Genomic DNA, 17,611 nt, shown 5'->3' with positions numbered 1-17,611 from the left:
CTCATCTTTCTTTTTTCTTTCGATACCACAGCATAAACGACAGCGGAATCATTCCAAACCATCTGTTTGCAAAAGGTGCTCGCTCTTCTTTTTTTTGAATCTTTTTCGTTTTCCTCTCTTCTTTTGGCTGATCCATATATTGTACAAATTGCTGAGTCATATATTTTACATAATCATTCGTTTTCATATAATCATCTCCTCAGCACTATTATATCCGGAGAGAAAGAGACTTAATCCGTCCACTTCACAATGTGCTGATCCTTTTTTTGAATATATGCCGTTTCCGTCAATGCTCTTCCTTGCAATGTTTGACACTTTATTTTTAGGATAATCATCTGTTCATCTTCACTTACTACTTCGTATGAAACCGTACCAGTTTCTAATACTAAAGGTGCAAATGAAGATTTATTATGTTCTTTTATTTCTTTTTTTACATGTACAACCGCGTTTTCTAAAAGATGCTGCAGACGATTTTTCTGCTCTACTTCTTGATAAAATGAACTTTTCGTCACAAAATAAGTGGTTTGCTGAGCTACTAACAGAAGAAAAAGCGCACAAAATGCCAAAACAACCGGGAGAATAAATCCTTGCTCATTATGTTTCATGAGCAAGCATCAAAAACGTCGTAATGGTTTCTTCTCTAACTTTGTTAACACCGTCTGTTGAACGAATCAACAGCCTTTCTTTTTGCTGTTCGTACATAATATTCTTAATGTGCTGCAGCACAACTTCATGACCGCTTTCATCCACTCGTCTTCTTATCTTGTCTTCGTAGCGTTCATAAGTGATGATCTGATTATTTTCCATTTTCAACGTAAGCGTAGTCGCATGAATTCCCACTTCTTTTGCTTCTCGATATTCCATAGCAAGTTGGTTTACAAAGATTTCCCACTCCATTTCATTCATACTAAAGTCCGGATTATATGTTTGCTTAGCTAGCGGAATGATAATGGGGAAAAAGGAAACAATGATCAAAAAAAGAGTAAAACTGACTAGCATCTCTACAAGCGTAAAACCTTTTTCCCTTTTCACTTCAACATCACATCACACTTCTTTTTCATTTTCTCAGCGGAATCTGTCCATTCTACACAAAGCTTTTGAGCACTTTCTCCGTCCCACTTCAGATAAAACGCAACGTTTTCTTTTACGATTTTTTCTCGCCGTTTATATCCTGCTTCATATTTATATTTCAATAGCTCTTCGTGCAAGATAGCATCAGCTTGATACGAAACATATTGCTTCTTTTCTGCTTCCTTCATCTGAACATACAAAGGAATAATTGTACCGGTTAGGAGTAAAAGCATACTAAATGAAACAAGCATTTCTAACAAGGTGTAGCCCTGCTGACCCTTACATCTTGTCCACATAAAAACGCCCTCTGCCTATTTGAAAAGTAACTTTATATTTAAATTTTTGATTGCTGATAAAAATGGTCTTCGCTTGAGAAATATTGCCGTTTTTGTTGTATTGTATCGTGGAATTGCCGCTTCCAAACGTGATATGAATGGTGGAGTCATAGGCGCGCTTATAAAGAACGGCACGAGAATCAGAAATAATATATTCTGTTCCCTTCGGTGCGAAGTTAATTTTAATTGGAGATTCTCGGTTCATGGCTGTCTGCTGCACATAAAACGTGTCGCTTTGCAGCTGTCGCAAGAATAATGTGATTTTGTAATATTCCACAAGCGGCCGAATGGCTACGATAACGGAAAACATCATCACTTGCACAATAAATAAAACCATCAGCATCTCAATGAGGGTAAATCCTTTTTGCTTAAGAAGAACCACTAGCTGTAACCTTTCCGGTACCGTCAATTTGAATAGCTTGGCCATTTGGACACACGGTGCCTTCTTTTAAGTAGCCCCCTGCTTCAAGCTCTTCTAGACTTGGTTTTTCGCCATTTTCAAGTTCGTATACTTGTACCTCAGCCTCTACGGTTTTGACAAGAGCTGAGCAGCCTTTGTTGTTAATAACCGTATTATGCTTTAATACATTTGGAATCATAATGAGCAAAAGCACGGTAATAACGAGCATAACAATGAGCATTTCAATAAGGGTAAATCCTTTATTACCTTTTAGAATCATATTCTTTCACCTTTCTACAAGCTCGACATCACTTCTAACATCGGAAGCATAACGGACATATACATAAGCAGAATGACAATTCCGATGAATAAGAATGTAAGCGGCTGTACATATTTTAAAATACGAAAAATAAACTGTTCCATTCTTTCCATCATAAATAGACTGTAATCATACAGTTCTTGAGAAAGCTCACCGTTCTGCTGGCCATGAACAATAACATGAGCCAAGTCTTTTTCATAATGAGATTTACCTGAAACGATATGATCTAATCGCATTCCTGAGGAAAGTTGATCTGTAAAAGCAAAAGCTTCCACTTGAAAAAACGGATGATGCTCTTGCTTTTGAAAAAGAGCAAAGCATTCATAAATAGATAAACCACCATTTAGTAAATTGCTCATATGAACAGAAAAAAAGTACGAGTTAAATAGCCGTGTGAACGTTCGGATAACGGGAACTCTCATAAAGAGCTGCATTTGAACTACTGGAGGCAATTTTTTAATGTAAATCACATAAAACAAATACAGGATGATTGGCATACTGATGACTGCAGGTAACACAAAAGGAAAGAACGACATCGCCTGCATAAATAAGAGGATAAACGAAGACTGCTTGTTTCCAAAGGATAAGTACAGAGCTTCAAACTGTGGAAGTAAAACCGTACTTAAAACAAATAAAATGGACAGAATAAACAGCAGTAGCAATACGGGATATTGAACAAGCTTTTGAAATTTTTTACGATGCCTGACTTTTTCTTCAATCATTGAGCTGCTTTCTTTTAAAGCAAATTGAAGGTTTCCATGCTGCTCCGCAAAATATAAATAGCTTAAAATATCACGGTGAAACTGAAGTTTAACAAAAGCATCGTGCAAAGATTCTCCTCGTTTTAACTGCTCAAGACATTTTTCAATATCCGTTTTTTCTTTGTTAGATACTTGAAACGTCAAAAACGAAAGAGCTTGAGAAAGAGTGTAGCCTTTTTCTAAGAGCTTAGAGACCTGCTTAAGAATTTTCGCTTGCTGAGCAAGAGACCACCTTTTTTGTCTATTTGTCTTTACCCCCATCCGTCTAGCGAATGCGGATATAAATAGCCTAGCGCGATTCCTTTTAGAATAACATCTCGGAGCGTCTTATAATCATAATCCGCATTTTCTCCTTTCACTTCTCTCATCACTGCGCTAAGCTCCTTGCCATAAAGCAATTCGTATATGCTGGACTGACGATGCTTTCTCATTTTTTTACAAGCAGGATGGCATTTTCCGGAACACAGCGGACAGCGAATTTCTACAAGGCGCTGTGCAGCTACTGCTACAAGAGTCTGTTCCATTTCTTGAAAGCTAACGCCAAATTCAAGCAGCCTGTACAAAGATCCTTTTGTATCTTTAGTATGCATCGTTGTCAAAACCAAGTGTCCGGTAAGCGCTGCTCTCACAGCAATTTTGGCAGTCTCACTATCTCTTATTTCTCCCACCATGATAATGTCTGGGTCATGGCGCAATATAGCTTTTAAACCAGTCGTGTACGTAATCCCCGCCCGTTCATTTACCTGTACTTGAAGCACGGTTTCACTCGGTTTTTCAATAGGGTCTTCTAGTGTAATAACATTTCGATTAAAAAGATGCTTTACTTCGTGTAAAAGAGTATATAGAGTAGTGGTTTTACCTGATCCTGTAGGACCGGTAAAAATAATTAATCCATGAGAGAATTTCAAGAGAGAAATAAGCTTTTTAGTATGTTCAGGAAAAAGAGATAAATGTTTGAGAGATGTAGATTGTTGATGAGGCAAAAGCCGAATAACAAGACTTTCATCATGAGAAGTAGGAAGAGTTGATAAACGTAAATTTACTTGATAGTGATCAATGGAAGTGGTCAATGCACCATTTTGAGGTTTTCTTCGTTCGCCAATATCCATTCCCCCTAAAAATTTAAAATGCGAAATGAGCCGTTCAGACATTTCCTTTGAAATAACCCTCTTTAAAATAAGCTCTTGGTCAATTCGCAGCTGAATCACAGCATCTTTCTTTCGGGGCACAATATGCACATCAGAACTTCGGCACTCACATGCATCTCGTATAATGTAAGTTGCAAACTGTTCAATTTCGGTCAAACGATCATCACTCCTTTATTTGTAATCAAGATGATTGGTAAAACATCTAGAAACAGTAATTTCGACCTTTTTCGAGATTTCCCTCCTTTTTTTTTCATTTTTTATAATTTTTTTAGTATACGCTTCTTTTCTTCGCTTCAATCCTTGTACAAGATGTACAACTTCTGTACACCTCTAAACGATTACATAAAAAAGACAACGTGATGTAAAACTCTACGCTGTCGTTTTATTCGTTATTTACTGAATTGAACTTCTTCATCATGTACGCTTACACAACTAGAGAAGCAAGACTTGTTTTTTTCTTGACTAAATTTTTAAGAGCAGATTCGTTATAGCCTACTACAAGCTTTTTGCCATCTGTTAAAATTGGTCGGCGAAGCAAACGAGGATGTTCAATTAATAGATTGACTACTTCTGATAGCGTCATGCTATCCACATCAACATTTAACTTTTTATATTCTTGACTTCTTTTAGCAAGAAGTTCATCCATCCCTTCTGTTGTCATAGAAAGAAGTTCAAGCATTTCTTTATGAGTAGGTGTTTCTCTAAATAAATGACGCTCTTTAAAATTTACATCTTCCTTCACTAGCCATTTTTTCGTTTTACGACAAGATGTACAGCTCGGATACGTATAAAATTTAATTTCTTCCATATGAAACCCTCCCGTTTTTTAGTTGTAGGTTGTTTATATACATTGTACACGTTTTGTATAACTTTTGTATAGTATTTTGCACATGTTTTGTATAACTTTTTTTCTTCTGTCGTATTTCAAGGAAAAGATAGCGTTTTCAGGAAAGAAAGGATGTATTATAATGGAAAAGTATCGATATAGTTTCATAAGTGCTTTCTAGTGCTTACACAGCGATGACATTCATCATGACACTAACTAAGTTTGATAAAGGAGGAAATGGACGTGGAACGAATGTACCGTGTAATGGGGTTCTGGACAGCAATTTTCACTGTAATGTTTTACCTCGGTCACATGCATAAGACTTCTTTACTCTTTTTAGCTCAAACAGGCTTTTTTGTAATTCTTAGTTATTTAAAGCTGTCTGAAAGAATGTACATTTACGTTTTCGGAGCATATTTGACGGTCTTTTTTGTGGGGTTCACGTACTGGTCAACTTTTATGATGACACCAGGACAGTAAAGAGAAAAGCGATGGGCTTCCATCGCTTTTTGTATTCTTAAAAACCATTTAGAAAAGGATTTTGATCCATTTCGTGTCCCACAGTTGTTTCAGGTCCGTGACCGCTTAGTACAAGCGTATCTTCTGGAAGGGACAGCAATTTTGATTCGATGCTTTCTAACAGCTGAGCTTGATTGCCTCCAGGTAAATCTGTGCGTCCAATGCCGCCTGCAAAAAGCGCGTCACCAGATACTACGAAGTTACCCGGTTTGAAATAATATGAAACGCTGCCAGGAGAATGGCCAGGCGTTTCATACACCTCAAATTGGAATGAGCCAATTGTTAAATTGCCTTCGACTGAAATAATATCGGTTGCATCTGGAGCCGTAATTTCTCCTAAATCAAAAAATTTCGAACCGTTTAAATCACTATTATGAAGCCATTCTTTTTCATTTTTATGTACATAAAGCGGGATAGAGTAGTGATTCATCACTTCATCTACTCCTCCAATGTGATCAAAATGAGCGTGTGTCAGCAAAATAGCCAACGGTTTATACGTTTGTTTTTCTAGAAATTCAACAAGCTGTTTTCCCTGAGCTCCCGGGTCAAAAACTAAACACTCTTTTTTTTCGTTAGCCACGACATAACAATTCGTTTGAATCGGTCCTAGCGGTATACGATGATAGTTCATAATGTATCCTCCTTGTAAAATTTATTTTCGTTATATGCATTATCATACACACATCATCTTATAAATGAAAGTAAGGACCTTTCTAAGCTAATAAGGCGAAAGAAAGATTGGTTTTCATCTCGACAAACGGTTAGAAAAGTTTTACAATTAAAGGGATAAGCTAATGATAGCGCTTTAATTTTAAGTTACCTAAAGGAGGTTTCTTCGAGTGGGTCTTATGATTATTTTTGCACTAACAACATTGCTAGGCGTATTTGCAGCTATTTCATCTTTTAGAAATAAAAACATATTAGGCATTGGTTTTTCGGTACTAACATTCGGTGTGTTCGGATGGTTTACCGTGATGACCATTATACATCACGGTTATCCGGCGGTACATCATTAAAAAAGCCACGCAAAGCATATGCTTTGCGTGGCTTTTCAAATAGATAGATATTCCATTGCCGCAACTAAAATAGCCTTGGTCGGATTATATACGCGCGATATTTGAGATAAAGGCAGCGGATTAATTCCTTTCCCCAGTTCTAAAGTGAACCCTAGCTTTTTCTTTTCTAAAATAAACCAATCCTTAAATCCAGCGTGACTATCAATCGTTTTGACTGCTTTATAACCGCTTACCCTTTCAAAATAACTGGCTATTTCCTCCGCTTCCTTCGGCTCTTCATTCATATACCCCCAGTAAAATTCTTCTCCTTGGGTATGTAAAGCGATCACACAATCAAAATCATGACGCTCAACGAGTTTTACCATTGCCTGCGCTTCAGGTTCAGACAGAGATTCATAGCCTGGAAAGTCCCGATAATGCGGAGCTTTAGGTTCTTTGCGCTTTTTTTCAATTTCCCAATAAGCTGGAAACTGATTGTTTAAGTCTACCCCTCGGATATTTGCTTTCCAGCTTTGAAAATCAGGAAAATCTCTCCCTATTTTAGAAAGAAAAGACGCATAAGGTTCACTTACAGCAGGACCTTTTAAGACCAGATCTACTCCGTCTGGATTAACAATTGGAACCGCAGAAAGCGTAATTTGATTAAAAAGAGTTCTTGCTTCCTGACCATTCAACGCCTGATCATAATGAAGAGCAGCTAAATAATCTTCAACAAACTGTAGAAGAACATTTGTCGTAATCCATTCATTGGCATGAAAAGACGCATTAATATGAACTTTTCTTTCTCCGTTTCCAATTAAAATATGAGGAATCGGCTTTCCAAGCACGCTGCACCCTATCCATTCAAGAGCACCATAGGGATAGTACGTTAAAAGTGTTTGGATATCTTGTATTGTTCGCGTGTAATCGTAGGGCTTTTGGATATCTACAATTTGCATAATCTTCACTCCTTTACACTATGTATATGTAAAGATTGAAAAGATGCATGATAAAAAAGCGCTTTGACTAAATGTCAAAGCGCTTTTTTATCTCAGTTAGATTCTTGCTTATTATTCAAAATAAGATTTAACTAACCAAGCTCCTCCAATAATTCCCGCATCGTTTCCTAAAGTAGCGATTGCTAGTTCAGCACCTTGCGCTACGCGAGGAAATGCAAAACGTTTGAAATAATCTCTTACCGGTGCAAGTAATACCTCGCCTGCACGAGACACACCGCCGCCTAGAACGATCTTCTCAGGGTTTAATGCATTAGCAGAGTTTGCTAGTGCTAGACCTAAATGAAAAGCAACTTTATCTACAACATGCATAGCTAACTCGTCTTTTGAACGAGCTGCATCAAATACATCTTTAGATGTAACTTGTCCATTTTGTTCTAACACTGTGCGAAGCTCACTTGGTTTGTCCGTTTCCGTTAATTCTTCCATTGTTAAACGTACAATTCCAGTTGCTGAAGCAATGGTTTCTAAACAGCCGGTTTTGCCGCAGTTACACGGTGCCCCGCCTTCAGGAATAGAAGTAATGTGCCCGATCTCACCAGCGGCTCCATTTACGCCTTGTACAATTTCACCGTTTGCAATGACGCCACCGCCAACGCCTGTGCCAAGCGTAACGCAAAGTAAATCTTTTGCTCCGTCTCCAGCACCCTTCCACATTTCTCCAATCGCTGCAATGTTTGCATCATTGTCTACTACAACAGGAAGAGAAGTTTCTACTTCCAAGATATCTTTAATAGGGAATTTTTCCCAACCCAAATTGACAGCTACTTCAATCGAACCGTTTGCAAAGTTGACAGGCCCCGGTGCACCAATACCAATTCCTACTAACCTTGATTTTACTTCTCCAAGATCGTTTAACTTTTTATCAATTGCTTTTGCAATATCCGTTGGAATTTTACGGCCTTGCTCGCTCACATCCGTATTAATTTCCCACTTGTGAATGATTTCTCCATAATGATTAATAAAGGCCATTTTTATTGTTGTACCGCCTAAATCAACTCCAACTAACCATTTGTCATCCATGTTCATTCATCCTTTTTCTCTTTTTGTTGTTTTAACTCTCGACGAAGCAAAAGAATTGCCATTTGGTAATCACGTACATCAATCAAGTTAGACTGATATAACTCTTTTACTTCCGCTTCCATCAGCTCTAAATCAGCAATACGATCGCCCACGTATATAAAAATGCCGAAGGACTTTAATAATTGTTGTACATCATATAACGTATTCATTCTGTCACCTTTATCCTATTTTCTAGGTGATATGATTCATTTATTTTGAGATAACTCAACAGTCATTCAGTCATAAACAGCGGCCGTATTTAACGCCCACTGCTAGGTCTACATATTAATATTCTAGTAAACGTTCTCACAATAGTAAAGTATAAAATATTAAATTCGTCATTCAACAGTTTTAATTTCCTATCTCTTGCTTCAGCTTTTCGTATTTTTCATTTTGCGGTTCCAGCGCAATTGCTTTATCGATATTTTGTGTGGCCGCTGGAATATCATTCAGTTTCATATTCACCAGAGCTAAATTGTAATACGCCTCATGAAAAGTTGAATCATACTTTACAGCCTGATTTAATTGCTGTTTAGCTTTTTTATAATTTTCAAGATAAAATTCTGCGTTAGCACTGACGAAATACACGTTACTATTTGCTGTTCCTTTTTCAACAAAAAGCTTAATGGCATCTTTTGCTTCTTCATACTGCTTCTGTTGAAGATACGTAGCCGCTACGCTGAGTGCATAGGGCTCATCTTGATAAACAGAACGCTCATGATATCCATAAAAAAGCAGACTTCCTACTAATAAAAGCGTGCAAATGAAAGCCGGAATCTGAATATACAGCTTTTTTTGTTTCGGTAAACTGACGATGCTCGCAGCTAAAAATCCGCCAACCAAACCGCCAATATGTCCTGCATTATCGACGTTCGGCGCAACAAATCCAAAAATCAAGTTAATCACAATGATGACAATAAAACTCGACCCCATTGTTCGAAAAAAGAAGCGTGGATTTGTTCTTGCTATAAACAGTAAAGCTCCAAAGCAACCGAAAATAGCCCCTGAGGCTCCTGCGGAAATGGACGTATTCCATATAAAACTTCCTAGAGATCCTGCAAACCCGGCAAATATATAAATAAAGACAAAACGTCCGCTGCCATATATCCTCTCTACAAGCGTTCCTAAATAATAAAGGGCTACACTATTCATAAGCAAATGCAGAAGTCCTATATGCAAAATTATAGGTGTAAAAAAACGCCACCATTCGTCTTCCATAATTAAGGGGTTGTATTTAGCTCCGTATTGAATCAGAGTGAGCGTATTTTGTGTACTGCTCTTCCACTCCAGAAATAGAAACATTAAGATTTGCAGCGCTAAAAATATATATGTAAAAATAGGCTTCCCGTATCCAGCTATTTGCTGTTCTTCGCTTTGTTTTTTCTGTACAAAAAGCACAATTTTATGTTTCCACTTCTCTATTCGCTGTGCTTCTTCTTCGGAAGAGAAATTGTCTGCGCTTTCTAATGTAAGACCTAGCCGTTCGAATAAAGGTTCATAAGCGCTTGCTTTCTCTGCCGTTAGTTGTTCAACGTAACTATTCACTTTAGAGGGACTCGGCGCACTTTCTAAGGACTGCTCTGTATAAAAAGGATCAAAATCAGCAAAGTAAATCGTGTTAAGAGTAAGCGTTGATTTACCTCTCTGCTTTCGCACATTCTCAGCTCTTTGTAATGCATACAATACATCTTTTTGCTGCTCAACGGCTGATTTAAAATTCCGGCGGGCTATGCGGACAATTGACTTATCTTTACGATGCGACGATTGAAACCATAGCTCAGAAGCATCAGCTTTCATCGAAATCAGCTCATATGAAGAATGGCCAAGCAATTGCTGTGCCAGCTGCAAATAATAAAAATCTTGCCTAGACAAATAGTCACCTCCTCATACTCTCTATATGTAAAGATGGCAGAAAGCCAGGAAAAAAGCAACGATTTTCCCTTTTTCTTTTTCTACAAAAAAACACCTTACAGGTCGGTAAGGTGTTTTTTATGTATCTTTCGCTCTTAGCGGAAGACCTGCTTCATTAAACGATCCCGAACAAACGGCAAATTAAAAAATGAACGAACAGCTAGACTGCGGATAAATGAATTTCCAAACAGCGAATTTAAAACACGGTATCTCATTTGATAGCCCAGCGTTCCAACAACTAAAAGCGTAAGTACTAATACAATATGTCTCATTTTCAAGCCTCCTTACGTTTACTTTGCTCCTATGACGAACATTTTATGCTCTTATATAGGTAAAAGCAGGATAAGGATTCCACCTGTAAAAGCAGCAAGCAAAATAGCGGCAAGATTTACAACATCATTGTTAAAGAAAGTTATTCCTTTCTCTTTTATCGTTGGCTTACGGCAATGATCTTTCCGTTCCGTTTCAATACCGCAGCTTTGACAGCGAAAGCGAACTTGCACACTTGCTCCAAGAAGAGTGTCTATAGCGTTTCCAATAAAACCAAAGCACCCGACTAGCAATATACTACTCAGCGATGCGGATGGAAAAGCAAAATAACAAGCGGCAGCGATAAGAAAAGCTCCGGCTGCTCCGGCTGCTGTACCTAAAAGTGAAACGGCTCCTGAGGTACCCGCTTCTACTCTCTTTAATGTCCAAAGGTAAAACGGCGGCTTCTTACTAAGAGATCCTATTTCAGATGCCCATGTGTCCGCATTAGCAGCTGAGATACTGATCATAAACATCCACATGTAAACAGGAAAAGCTGTTGCAGCATATAACAAACCGCAAGCAGCAGCTACACCTCCATTAGCAAGGACTTGAATATAATCTCGCCTGTCGTGTTTCTCTAGCTTTTCTTCTAGTGCGCGTTTTTTTTCTTTTTTGTACTTACTACACAACGTAGAAGTGCTAAAAAATAAGAGTAAGAGTAAAAAACCTTGAAGCGAAAAACCAATATAAACGCTCGCTCCTACGATGAAAGACATGCAGGCTCCCGATACTGTCAGTGCTTTTGCTATGTAGCCTGCTCCTGCCATGAGTAATATTACAATTATCATGACAGCATCAAACGGATTCACAGCAAATAAGCTCCTTCTCTGTCAAAATATATTCAACGGGAATATCATGAGATTCATATGGGACCTCAGAAACGACTTGACAATCAAACGCGAGGCTTAGCTTCTGTCCGGTATAATCTGTTAGATAACGATCGTAATAGCCGCCTCCATAGCCGATACGATATCCATTTTTGCTATATACCACGCCAGGCACAAGGAGTAAATCAATTGAAGATTTTGAAACGGGAACAGTTTCTTCAACAATTGGTTCGGCTAACCCGTAGTACACTGTTTCAAGCTGTGAAAAATTCGTAATCTCGTAGAAAACCATTTGAGATGTTGTGGGGTTGCATTTTGGAACAGCTACTTTCTTTCCATCTTTCCAAGCACGTTCAATGATGGCTTTCGTATTAACTTCTTTATTTCTTGAAACTGTAGCTGCAATGACTCTAGCTTCTTTCCATAAACAAGTTTCATACAGTGCATTTGCTATGCTTGTTGAATGTGCCTCGTGCTGCTCTTCAGAAATTAAATTAAGAACGCCCTTCATCTCTTTGCGCAGATGAGATTTCATTTTAATTCCCCCTATAAAAAAAACAGCAGGATTGTACTCCTACTGCTTACTTTGTTTCACGATGAAGTGTAACTTTTTTAAGTCTTGGGCTGTATTTTTTTAACTCAAGACGATCTGGGTTATTACGCTTGTTTTTAGTTGTAATGTAATTACGGTCACCAGTTTCAGTGCAAGCTAATGTAACGTTTACGCGCATCTATTTTCCCTCCAAACATTATAAACATAAATCAGACTTTAATATAATATCATTTTTCGAAAGGAAATGCCAGTCTGTTTTTTTGAAGAAAGTCATTTAATTTCATTTCTTCACTTTTTCTTTCCTCTTAGAGCCCTGAGTTCCTTCTCTGCTGCACCTTATATATGAAGTTTCTTGAAATAAACGGAACTCTTTTTACGAGAGGCGCACTTCCTTTCTTTTAAATAAAATCCATTATTTACACTCTTTGATACTCTTGTATTTTTTCTACAAAATATGCCGACAGCTTCTTGGCAGTCTGAGTGTTTAACGCCTCGGAATAAATATTTAATACAGGCAAGTGACCATCGGGCAAAATAAGCGTCCATTCATGAGGATCATGATAAATTTTCAAGCCATCAATGACATACACTTGTTTACCGATTGCTTCTTCTAATAGTTTCTTCATCACTTGTTCTTGAATTTCTAGCGGACATGAAATATACCGCCAGTTCATATAAGCGTGCGGGACATATTGAATCATTTCAGAAATTTTCCGCTGTTGCACCATAATTAATTCGATCAGCTGGCATAAAGCGTACATGGCATCCAACTGAAATTGAACAGGCCCTAAAAGACTAAGCAAATCACGTTTTTTTGCTTTTGTCCTCATAAATGATTGATTGAGAGATTGAGCAAATGTTTCTAGTGTGGATGAATAGTGTATAGGAATAGGAACGAATGCTACTTTTTTTGTCATGTATACGCTATAAATATAAAGCGACATAATTTCTGAGTCATTTACGCTGCAGCCTTTTTCATCATATAGAGCAAATGTTTCTCCATCTTCTTTAATCTGAATACAAAAAGACAGCTTATTTCGTTTAATTATTCGTTTGGGTTCTTCTGTTTTCTCCCATTTGTTTAAAAATAAAACGTGGACACGAAGACGCTTACATAATAATTCGACAACTTCCTGTATAAACGGCGAACAGATCACGCCAATCCGCATATTGTCTTCTAATAAAGCATGCTGATTAATTGATTTTACTAAAGCATCACAATATTCTCTCCTGATATTTCCTATGCTTGTTTCTTTAAATGAAACAGAAGTCGTTACGCTTGCTTTTTTAGCTTGAAGGTACATCCGCTCAATCTTTTTTTCAATAAGCTGATTAACTAATTGCCCTTTATCATCATATATTTCTAAAAACAGGCTGCTGTTTTTGCTATCCACACCAATATAAATACCAATGCTCGCTTGTGAAGTCATCATGTAATATCGAAATACCGGAAGAGCTTCTTTTTTAATATCATACACAGCTGAATGATTACTTCGTAAAAAAGAAAAGCATTCTTTGCGAAGCTGAGTGGCTTCTCCTTCATCATTGCTTGCTAGACAGAACGACCCTTGATGTTTGCATACAAGTAATAACGCATTGTATAGTCTTTCTCGATCAACAGATGAATGTACATACAAGCGACCGTTTTTGAAGATAGAAACATCTGGCTTTACAGAAAGTTGGGGTAGCACTTGATTTTCAGCTACTGTATCTTGGACATACGTAGTCATTGCTTGAACATTTACATAGGGACCTATCGTAGCGTTGTATAAAAACGATTCTGCCCCCACCGTTACGTTTTGAAGCAAAATCGTTTTATCGATTGCAGCATGTGCTTCTATGATGCTATTGGTTCCAATAATCGTGTAAGGACCAATTGAAGCACCTTTTTTAATCACCACATTTTCTCCTACGTAAACCGGATCGTAAACAGTCACCCCTTCTTCTATGAGCGCGTCATCTGAGACAATACTTTCCTGTCTATTGCCAAACCACTTGCTCCACAAATCATAGTGTGCTTGACGATAATGGTGGATTTGCCCAATATCAATCCAATAATCTTCCGTTACAAAACTGCACACAGTATGATTATATTCCAAAAGAAGCGGGATAATGTCAAAGCTAAAATCTGTAGGACCATAAGAATTCACGTAATCAAAAACGGATTTTTTGATCACATACACTCCCGTATTAATCAATCGGCTATTGGCCTGTTCGTAGGTCGGTTTCTCTACAAACTCGGTGACTCGATGCCCTTCATCTATCGTCACCACTCCATAACCCCGCACGTCGTTTACTTCTTTTGTAACAATAGTCATTTCGCTTTTTTGTTCATAATGAAAATGAATAACGTCTTGAAGATTAATTTCTGTTAAGGCATCTCCACTAATAATAATACAGTCTTCCTCAATAAAGGCCTCTGCTCGCTTAATTCCGCCCGCCGTTCCAAGAGGCTCTTTTTCGATAAAATAAGTAAGCGTCACTCCCCACTGAGAGCCATCCCCAAAGTATTCAATAATTTGTTCATGCCTATACTGCAGCGTAATCCCAATCTCTGTAATTCCATGTTTCTTAAGCAGCTCAATGCTATATTCCATCACAGGTTTATCGTAAAGCGGCAGCATAGGCTTTGGAATCGTATAGGTCAAGGGCTGCAGTCTTGTTCCTTTACCGCCAGCAAGTATAATGGCTTTCAATTTTTTGCCTCCCTCCTTTTTTTATCCTGGCAAATGTGATGTTGAAACAGCTTACTTGTATCAATAGCGATTTTTTCCCAGCTAAACATAGTTGTTGCTTTTCTATACCCATTTTCGCTGATTTTCGCAGCCGTTTTTTCATTTTTTAACAAAAATTCAATACAGTTAATTAATTCGAGCGTATCTCCTCGGGCAAACGTCAGGCCCGTGTCGAAATGTGAAACAATATCGCTTAGACCTCCTGTATCGGCAACGATAGTTGGCTTCTTGGCTACCATCCCCTCTAAAGCCACAATTCCAAAAGGTTCATATAGACTTGGAAAAACAACCATTTTGCAAGCTTGAAGAAGCTGATTTCGTTCGTTATCGGTAATGTATCCAATAAAATACACGTATTTGTCCAATTGCTTTTCACTTACCTGTGTTCGAAACTCATGAAGTAAAGGTCCTTTTCCCGCCACAACGAATTGAACATCTATTTGTTTTTTCTTAAATAGTTCCGCTGCTTCAATAAATAGCTGAAATCCTTTTTCATATACAATTCGTCCAATTGAAAAAATAATAGGGGCCTTTCTAAAATTATATTTCTTTTGTAAACTTTCTTTTAACCGCTCATTTACTGCGTCGACTACCAGCTGCTTGTCAATTCCATTTGGAAATATAGCAATTTTATCTTGTTCTACGTGAAATAAAGTGATTAATTCTTTCTTCATATAGTCACTGCAGACAATAATTGAGCTTGATTGTCGAATCAGCTCCTCTTCTTGCAAGTGAATTTTCTGCTGCATGTCATTATGAATACCATTATTGCGCCCATGTTCTGTCGCATGAATGGTCGTAATTAGCGGTCTATCCGTTTTATCCGCTAAACATTTTGCAGCGGAGGCAACAAGCCAGTCATGAGCATGAATAACGTCAAAAGACAGCTTGTAGCCTAATTGCAGTCCTCTAAGAGCCATAGCCACGTTCAAACTGTTTACCCATGTCAAAAAATCCGGATGATGAGGCTGCAGGCTTTTAACTCGGTAAACATGAACACCGTATAACCGCTCATATTCCGGCAGCCCCTCTACATATGTTGTTAATACACTAACGTGATGGCCCGCCTTTGCTAACGCTCTGGATAAATCAAATACATGTCGTGCAAGTCCTCCGATAACTAGAGGAGGGAATTCCCATGCAAGCATTAAAATGGAGAGACCGCCTTTATATTGATTTACTGATAAAGCTGCCGGCTCTATCTCTTTTGTAGGGTATAAAAAAGAACTGCCTGAAAGAAAACTGTTTTCGCTATCCATCCTTGGATTCTTTTCGTGACAAAGAAAATCAAATAGTTTTACTTGCCTTTCGTATTCATCTCTGACTTTTTCAAAGTTATAAAGCCAATCGCTGCTGCTTAAAAGAAGCCACTGTCGGTAGATAGCATTCACCACGCTAGGATGTTTAGAATCGATAACATCTAGCATTGCCTCTGACTTCTGTACAGTTGAAATAAACAATTGATTGTTCTGACTGACAAATTCGGCGCTTTTTGTTGCACCGTAGAGTGCAAGAGTTTCGTTTTGGTGAAACTGTATATCCCTCGCGTAGTCTAAAGGATATTGAAATGTACCCCTTGCTGCTTGCATTCGCTGAAAGCCAAGCGTGTCCTTAGCTTTCAAATCCAAAACAGCGCTCGCTTTATTCATGGTTCCTTCCTCAATTTGTTTTCCTTGCTTAGGATATGGAAACAAGATAATGCCAGCAGGCGACTTTTTTAGTTCATCTGTTGATGACTTCACAAAGGTATAGCGTATTTCATGAGATTTTAGGAGCATATCTACTTGATGAGTATATTCTCCTTGCTGTATAAAAAAACCGACGGGCTTTTTTTCAAAAAACTGTTGAAAAACACGTATTGCTTCTGTAATTTGGAGATTTAATGTTTGTTCGGTTTTAAGGATGGAAACGAACGCGTTCGTTACGGTAGTAGGAATACATTCCATCATGTCATGTTGAAAGAAATATTTGCAGGCTGAGAACAAGCTCCCTTTCCACTTTTTTAAAAAAGTGAGTGCTCTCTGATGCTGCCGGCTTGAAAACTGGTGTAAATACCGCGCGTAACGAGTGTTAAACGCCTCGTCGTTTAATGCGTTCAAAAATACACAAGACATCACAGCTGTTGCACCTATCAATTTCTTAGACTCAATTTGATCTAAAAAAGGGATGAACTCGTTCGTTACTTGTTCAAACAGCGGATACTCGCTCTCTGCTTGAAATACATGTAGCAAGGGATAATGCATATAAGTTAAAAGAATACAGTCATCACTATTCATATTGCTTTTTCACCTGCTCCAAGTCATTTGAATATAAGGAATATGTGCTAAATTCATTTTGAACACCCTGGTGAACTTTTACAGGTTCGTACATCCAGCTCAACGAAGTTACATTCACTTGTTCATGTTGTTCTTTCATCAAATAAACCGGATTCGAACGAAGAAGGGAAAAAAAACTTCCTTCTTTATCTTGAATGCCAATATCTATTACATACGTGCGCTCACTTTCCAAGCTGTTCATAAACATGAAGTCTTGCTTAGGAGTAAGGCCTTTCATATAATAGCGGTTTGATTCATGCCCGTTAAAATGAAGACCTGTTATATCATACGTACACATAGCTAGATTCAATTCTTCCCATCGTGTCGAAAACATACTTTCTACCATCTCTCGAATATGCTCAGAAAACGACCAATGAACATAAATACGAGATGAGTCAAGCTGAGTAGCTATACACACATTTAAGTTTTGAATAAGATTAGCAGCCACTGTTTTATCACTTCGTTTCTTAGAATGTTTTTTCTACATATAAATGCCGTATAAACTT

23 protein-coding genes are annotated in these 17,611 nt (G+C 37.9%); 2 read left to right on the top strand and 21 right to left on the bottom strand.

Annotated elements, in window-relative coordinates:
- Window position 1: 1 nt before the first annotated feature.
- The 9 genes from ACFX4E_RS02070 to ACFX4E_RS02030 form a co-directional block, all read right to left on the bottom strand.
- Window positions 2-187 (bottom strand): YqzE family protein, encoded by a 186-nt coding sequence (locus ACFX4E_RS02070; protein ID WP_013059170.1) that lies wholly within the window; start codon window positions 185-187, stop codon window positions 2-4.
- Window positions 188-230: 43 nt separating this feature from the next.
- Window positions 231-605 carry a competence type IV pilus minor pilin ComGG gene (gene comGG / locus ACFX4E_RS02065; RefSeq protein ID WP_377258749.1) on the bottom strand — a complete coding sequence of 125 codons (375 nt, stop codon included), beginning with the start codon at window positions 603-605 and terminating at the stop codon, window positions 231-233.
- Window positions 595-1,032 carry a competence type IV pilus minor pilin ComGF gene (gene comGF, locus ACFX4E_RS02060; protein WP_013059172.1) on the bottom strand — a complete coding sequence of 146 codons (438 nt, stop codon included), beginning with the start codon at window positions 1,030-1,032 and terminating at the stop codon, window positions 595-597. Before comGF ends, comGG begins: the two co-directional genes overlap by 11 nt.
- The gene (locus ACFX4E_RS02055) at window positions 1,029-1,367 is read right to left on the bottom strand and encodes a type II secretion system protein (RefSeq protein ID WP_028410645.1); all 339 of its coding nucleotides are present in this window, start codon (window positions 1,365-1,367) and stop codon (window positions 1,029-1,031) included. The genes comGF and ACFX4E_RS02055 overlap by 4 nt, the downstream gene beginning before the upstream one ends.
- Window positions 1,351-1,833 (bottom strand): competence type IV pilus minor pilin ComGD, encoded by a 483-nt coding sequence (comGD, locus tag ACFX4E_RS02050; RefSeq protein WP_225049506.1) that lies wholly within the window; start codon window positions 1,831-1,833, stop codon window positions 1,351-1,353. Before comGD ends, ACFX4E_RS02055 begins: the two co-directional genes overlap by 17 nt.
- Window positions 1,775-2,086: a competence type IV pilus major pilin ComGC gene (comGC, locus tag ACFX4E_RS02045; RefSeq protein WP_016765560.1), complete on the bottom strand. Its 312-nt coding sequence runs from the start codon at window positions 2,084-2,086 to the stop codon at window positions 1,775-1,777. Before comGC ends, comGD begins: the two co-directional genes overlap by 59 nt.
- A 14-nt stretch (window positions 2,087-2,100) precedes the next feature.
- Window positions 2,101-3,147, bottom strand: coding sequence for a competence type IV pilus assembly protein ComGB (gene comGB, locus ACFX4E_RS02040; protein WP_028410643.1), 1,047 nt, complete (start codon window positions 3,145-3,147; stop codon window positions 2,101-2,103).
- Complete coding sequence (comGA, locus tag ACFX4E_RS02035; protein WP_013059177.1) at window positions 3,138-4,190, bottom strand: competence type IV pilus ATPase ComGA; 1,053 nt, start codon at window positions 4,188-4,190, stop codon at window positions 3,138-3,140. Before comGA ends, comGB begins: the two co-directional genes overlap by 10 nt.
- Window positions 4,191-4,458: 268 nt before the next feature.
- On the bottom strand, window positions 4,459-4,842 hold the full coding sequence (locus tag ACFX4E_RS02030) for a Spx/MgsR family RNA polymerase-binding regulatory protein (RefSeq protein WP_013059178.1): 384 nt from the start codon (window positions 4,840-4,842) through the stop codon (window positions 4,459-4,461).
- A 261-nt stretch (window positions 4,843-5,103) separates the two neighbouring features.
- On the opposite strand from ACFX4E_RS02030, the gene ACFX4E_RS02025 reads away from it, so the two are divergent.
- Window positions 5,104-5,340: a DUF2626 domain-containing protein gene (locus tag ACFX4E_RS02025; protein ID WP_013059179.1), complete on the top strand. Its 237-nt coding sequence runs from the start codon at window positions 5,104-5,106 to the stop codon at window positions 5,338-5,340.
- 37 nt (window positions 5,341-5,377) lie between these two features.
- On the opposite strand, the gene ACFX4E_RS02020 is transcribed toward ACFX4E_RS02025, so the two are convergent.
- Window positions 5,378-6,010 (bottom strand): MBL fold metallo-hydrolase, encoded by a 633-nt coding sequence (locus tag ACFX4E_RS02020; protein WP_028410642.1) that lies wholly within the window; start codon window positions 6,008-6,010, stop codon window positions 5,378-5,380.
- Between the two features lie 208 nt (window positions 6,011-6,218).
- Here ACFX4E_RS02020 and ACFX4E_RS02015 point away from each other — a divergent pair, with 208 nt between their 5' ends.
- A complete protein-coding gene (locus ACFX4E_RS02015) occupies window positions 6,219-6,395 on the top strand; it encodes a DUF2759 domain-containing protein (protein ID WP_013059181.1) in 177 nt (58 codons plus the stop codon).
- A 35-nt stretch (window positions 6,396-6,430) separates the two neighbouring features.
- On the opposite strand, the gene ACFX4E_RS02010 is transcribed toward ACFX4E_RS02015, so the two are convergent.
- From ACFX4E_RS02010 to ACFX4E_RS01960, 11 genes are all read right to left on the bottom strand, one after another.
- Window positions 6,431-7,333 (bottom strand): M14 family metallopeptidase, encoded by a 903-nt coding sequence (locus ACFX4E_RS02010; RefSeq protein WP_028410641.1) that lies wholly within the window; start codon window positions 7,331-7,333, stop codon window positions 6,431-6,433.
- A gap of 111 nt (window positions 7,334-7,444) precedes the next feature.
- A complete protein-coding gene (locus tag ACFX4E_RS02005) occupies window positions 7,445-8,413 on the bottom strand; it encodes an ROK family glucokinase (protein WP_013059183.1) in 969 nt (322 codons plus the stop codon).
- A gap of 2 nt (window positions 8,414-8,415) precedes the next feature.
- Window positions 8,416-8,622, bottom strand: a complete 207-nt coding sequence (locus ACFX4E_RS02000) for a YqgQ family protein (RefSeq protein ID WP_013059184.1) — start codon at window positions 8,620-8,622, stop codon at window positions 8,416-8,418.
- Window positions 8,623-8,803: 181 nt separating this feature from the next.
- Window positions 8,804-10,324, bottom strand: coding sequence for a rhomboid family intramembrane serine protease (locus ACFX4E_RS01995; protein WP_377258746.1), 1,521 nt, complete (start codon window positions 10,322-10,324; stop codon window positions 8,804-8,806).
- 134 nt (window positions 10,325-10,458) lie between these two features.
- Complete coding sequence (locus ACFX4E_RS01990) at window positions 10,459-10,635, bottom strand: hypothetical protein (protein ID WP_013059186.1); 177 nt, start codon at window positions 10,633-10,635, stop codon at window positions 10,459-10,461.
- Window positions 10,636-10,686: 51 nt separating this feature from the next.
- Complete coding sequence (locus ACFX4E_RS01985; protein ID WP_028410639.1) at window positions 10,687-11,484, bottom strand: DUF92 domain-containing protein; 798 nt, start codon at window positions 11,482-11,484, stop codon at window positions 10,687-10,689.
- Window positions 11,471-12,037: a 5-formyltetrahydrofolate cyclo-ligase gene (locus tag ACFX4E_RS01980; protein ID WP_028410638.1), complete on the bottom strand. Its 567-nt coding sequence runs from the start codon at window positions 12,035-12,037 to the stop codon at window positions 11,471-11,473. The genes ACFX4E_RS01985 and ACFX4E_RS01980 overlap by 14 nt, the downstream gene beginning before the upstream one ends.
- A gap of 46 nt (window positions 12,038-12,083) precedes the next feature.
- Entirely contained in the window at window positions 12,084-12,233 is a 150-nt protein-coding gene (gene rpmG, locus ACFX4E_RS01975; RefSeq protein WP_013059189.1) for a 50S ribosomal protein L33, read from the bottom strand.
- A gap of 238 nt (window positions 12,234-12,471) precedes the next feature.
- Window positions 12,472-14,751, bottom strand: a complete 2,280-nt coding sequence (locus ACFX4E_RS01970) for a sugar phosphate nucleotidyltransferase (protein WP_377237924.1) — start codon at window positions 14,749-14,751, stop codon at window positions 12,472-12,474.
- A complete protein-coding gene (locus ACFX4E_RS01965) occupies window positions 14,748-17,066 on the bottom strand; it encodes a glycosyltransferase (RefSeq protein ID WP_098965664.1) in 2,319 nt (772 codons plus the stop codon). Before ACFX4E_RS01965 ends, ACFX4E_RS01970 begins: the two co-directional genes overlap by 4 nt.
- Entirely contained in the window at window positions 17,059-17,553 is a 495-nt protein-coding gene (locus ACFX4E_RS01960; protein ID WP_028410635.1) for a DUF4912 domain-containing protein, read from the bottom strand. The genes ACFX4E_RS01965 and ACFX4E_RS01960 overlap by 8 nt, the downstream gene beginning before the upstream one ends.
- Between the last annotated feature and the right edge of the window lie 58 nt (window positions 17,554-17,611).

It is taken from the genome of Priestia sp. YIM B13491 (assembly GCF_042787605.1).
GTDB lineage: Bacteria > Bacillota > Bacilli > Bacillales > Bacillaceae_H > Priestia > Priestia megaterium_E.
The sequence above is the reverse complement of the archived record's forward strand: the minus strand, read 5'-3'. Positions and strand labels throughout refer to the sequence as shown.

What these genes read in the sequence shown, in the direction of transcription:
- rpmG (WP_013059189.1), bottom strand. Translation starts at nt 12,233, where the DNA reads ATGCGCGTAAACGTTACATTAGCTTGCACTGAAACTGGTGACCGTAAT.
- ACFX4E_RS02000 (WP_013059184.1), bottom strand. Translation starts at nt 8,622, where the DNA reads ATGAATACGTTATATGATGTACAACAATTATTAAAGTCCTTCGGCATT.
- comGC (WP_016765560.1), bottom strand. Translation starts at nt 2,086, where the DNA reads ATGATTCTAAAAGGTAATAAAGGATTTACCCTTATTGAAATGCTCATT.
- comGG (WP_377258749.1), bottom strand. Translation starts at nt 605, where the DNA reads ATGAAACATAATGAGCAAGGATTTATTCTCCCGGTTGTTTTGGCATTT.
- ACFX4E_RS02070 (WP_013059170.1), bottom strand. Translation starts at nt 187, where the DNA reads ATGAAAACGAATGATTATGTAAAATATATGACTCAGCAATTTGTACAA.
- comGD (WP_225049506.1), bottom strand. Translation starts at nt 1,833, where the DNA reads ATGGCCAAGCTATTCAAATTGACGGTACCGGAAAGGTTACAGCTAGTG.
- ACFX4E_RS02005 (WP_013059183.1), bottom strand. Translation starts at nt 8,413, where the DNA reads ATGGATGACAAATGGTTAGTTGGAGTTGATTTAGGCGGTACAACAATA.
- ACFX4E_RS02020 (WP_028410642.1), bottom strand. Translation starts at nt 6,010, where the DNA reads ATGAACTATCATCGTATACCGCTAGGACCGATTCAAACGAATTGTTAT.
- ACFX4E_RS01965 (WP_098965664.1), bottom strand. Translation starts at nt 17,066, where the DNA reads ATGAATAGTGATGACTGTATTCTTTTAACTTATATGCATTATCCCTTG.
- ACFX4E_RS02010 (WP_028410641.1), bottom strand. Translation starts at nt 7,333, where the DNA reads ATGCAAATTGTAGATATCCAAAAGCCCTACGATTACACGCGAACAATA.
- ACFX4E_RS02055 (WP_028410645.1), bottom strand. Translation starts at nt 1,367, where the DNA reads ATGTGGACAAGATGTAAGGGTCAGCAGGGCTACACCTTGTTAGAAATG.
- ACFX4E_RS01990 (WP_013059186.1), bottom strand. Translation starts at nt 10,635, where the DNA reads ATGAGACATATTGTATTAGTACTTACGCTTTTAGTTGTTGGAACGCTG.
- ACFX4E_RS02030 (WP_013059178.1), bottom strand. Translation starts at nt 4,842, where the DNA reads ATGGAAGAAATTAAATTTTATACGTATCCGAGCTGTACATCTTGTCGT.
- comGB (WP_028410643.1), bottom strand. Translation starts at nt 3,147, where the DNA reads ATGGGGGTAAAGACAAATAGACAAAAAAGGTGGTCTCTTGCTCAGCAA.
- ACFX4E_RS01980 (WP_028410638.1), bottom strand. Translation starts at nt 12,037, where the DNA reads ATGAAATCTCATCTGCGCAAAGAGATGAAGGGCGTTCTTAATTTAATT.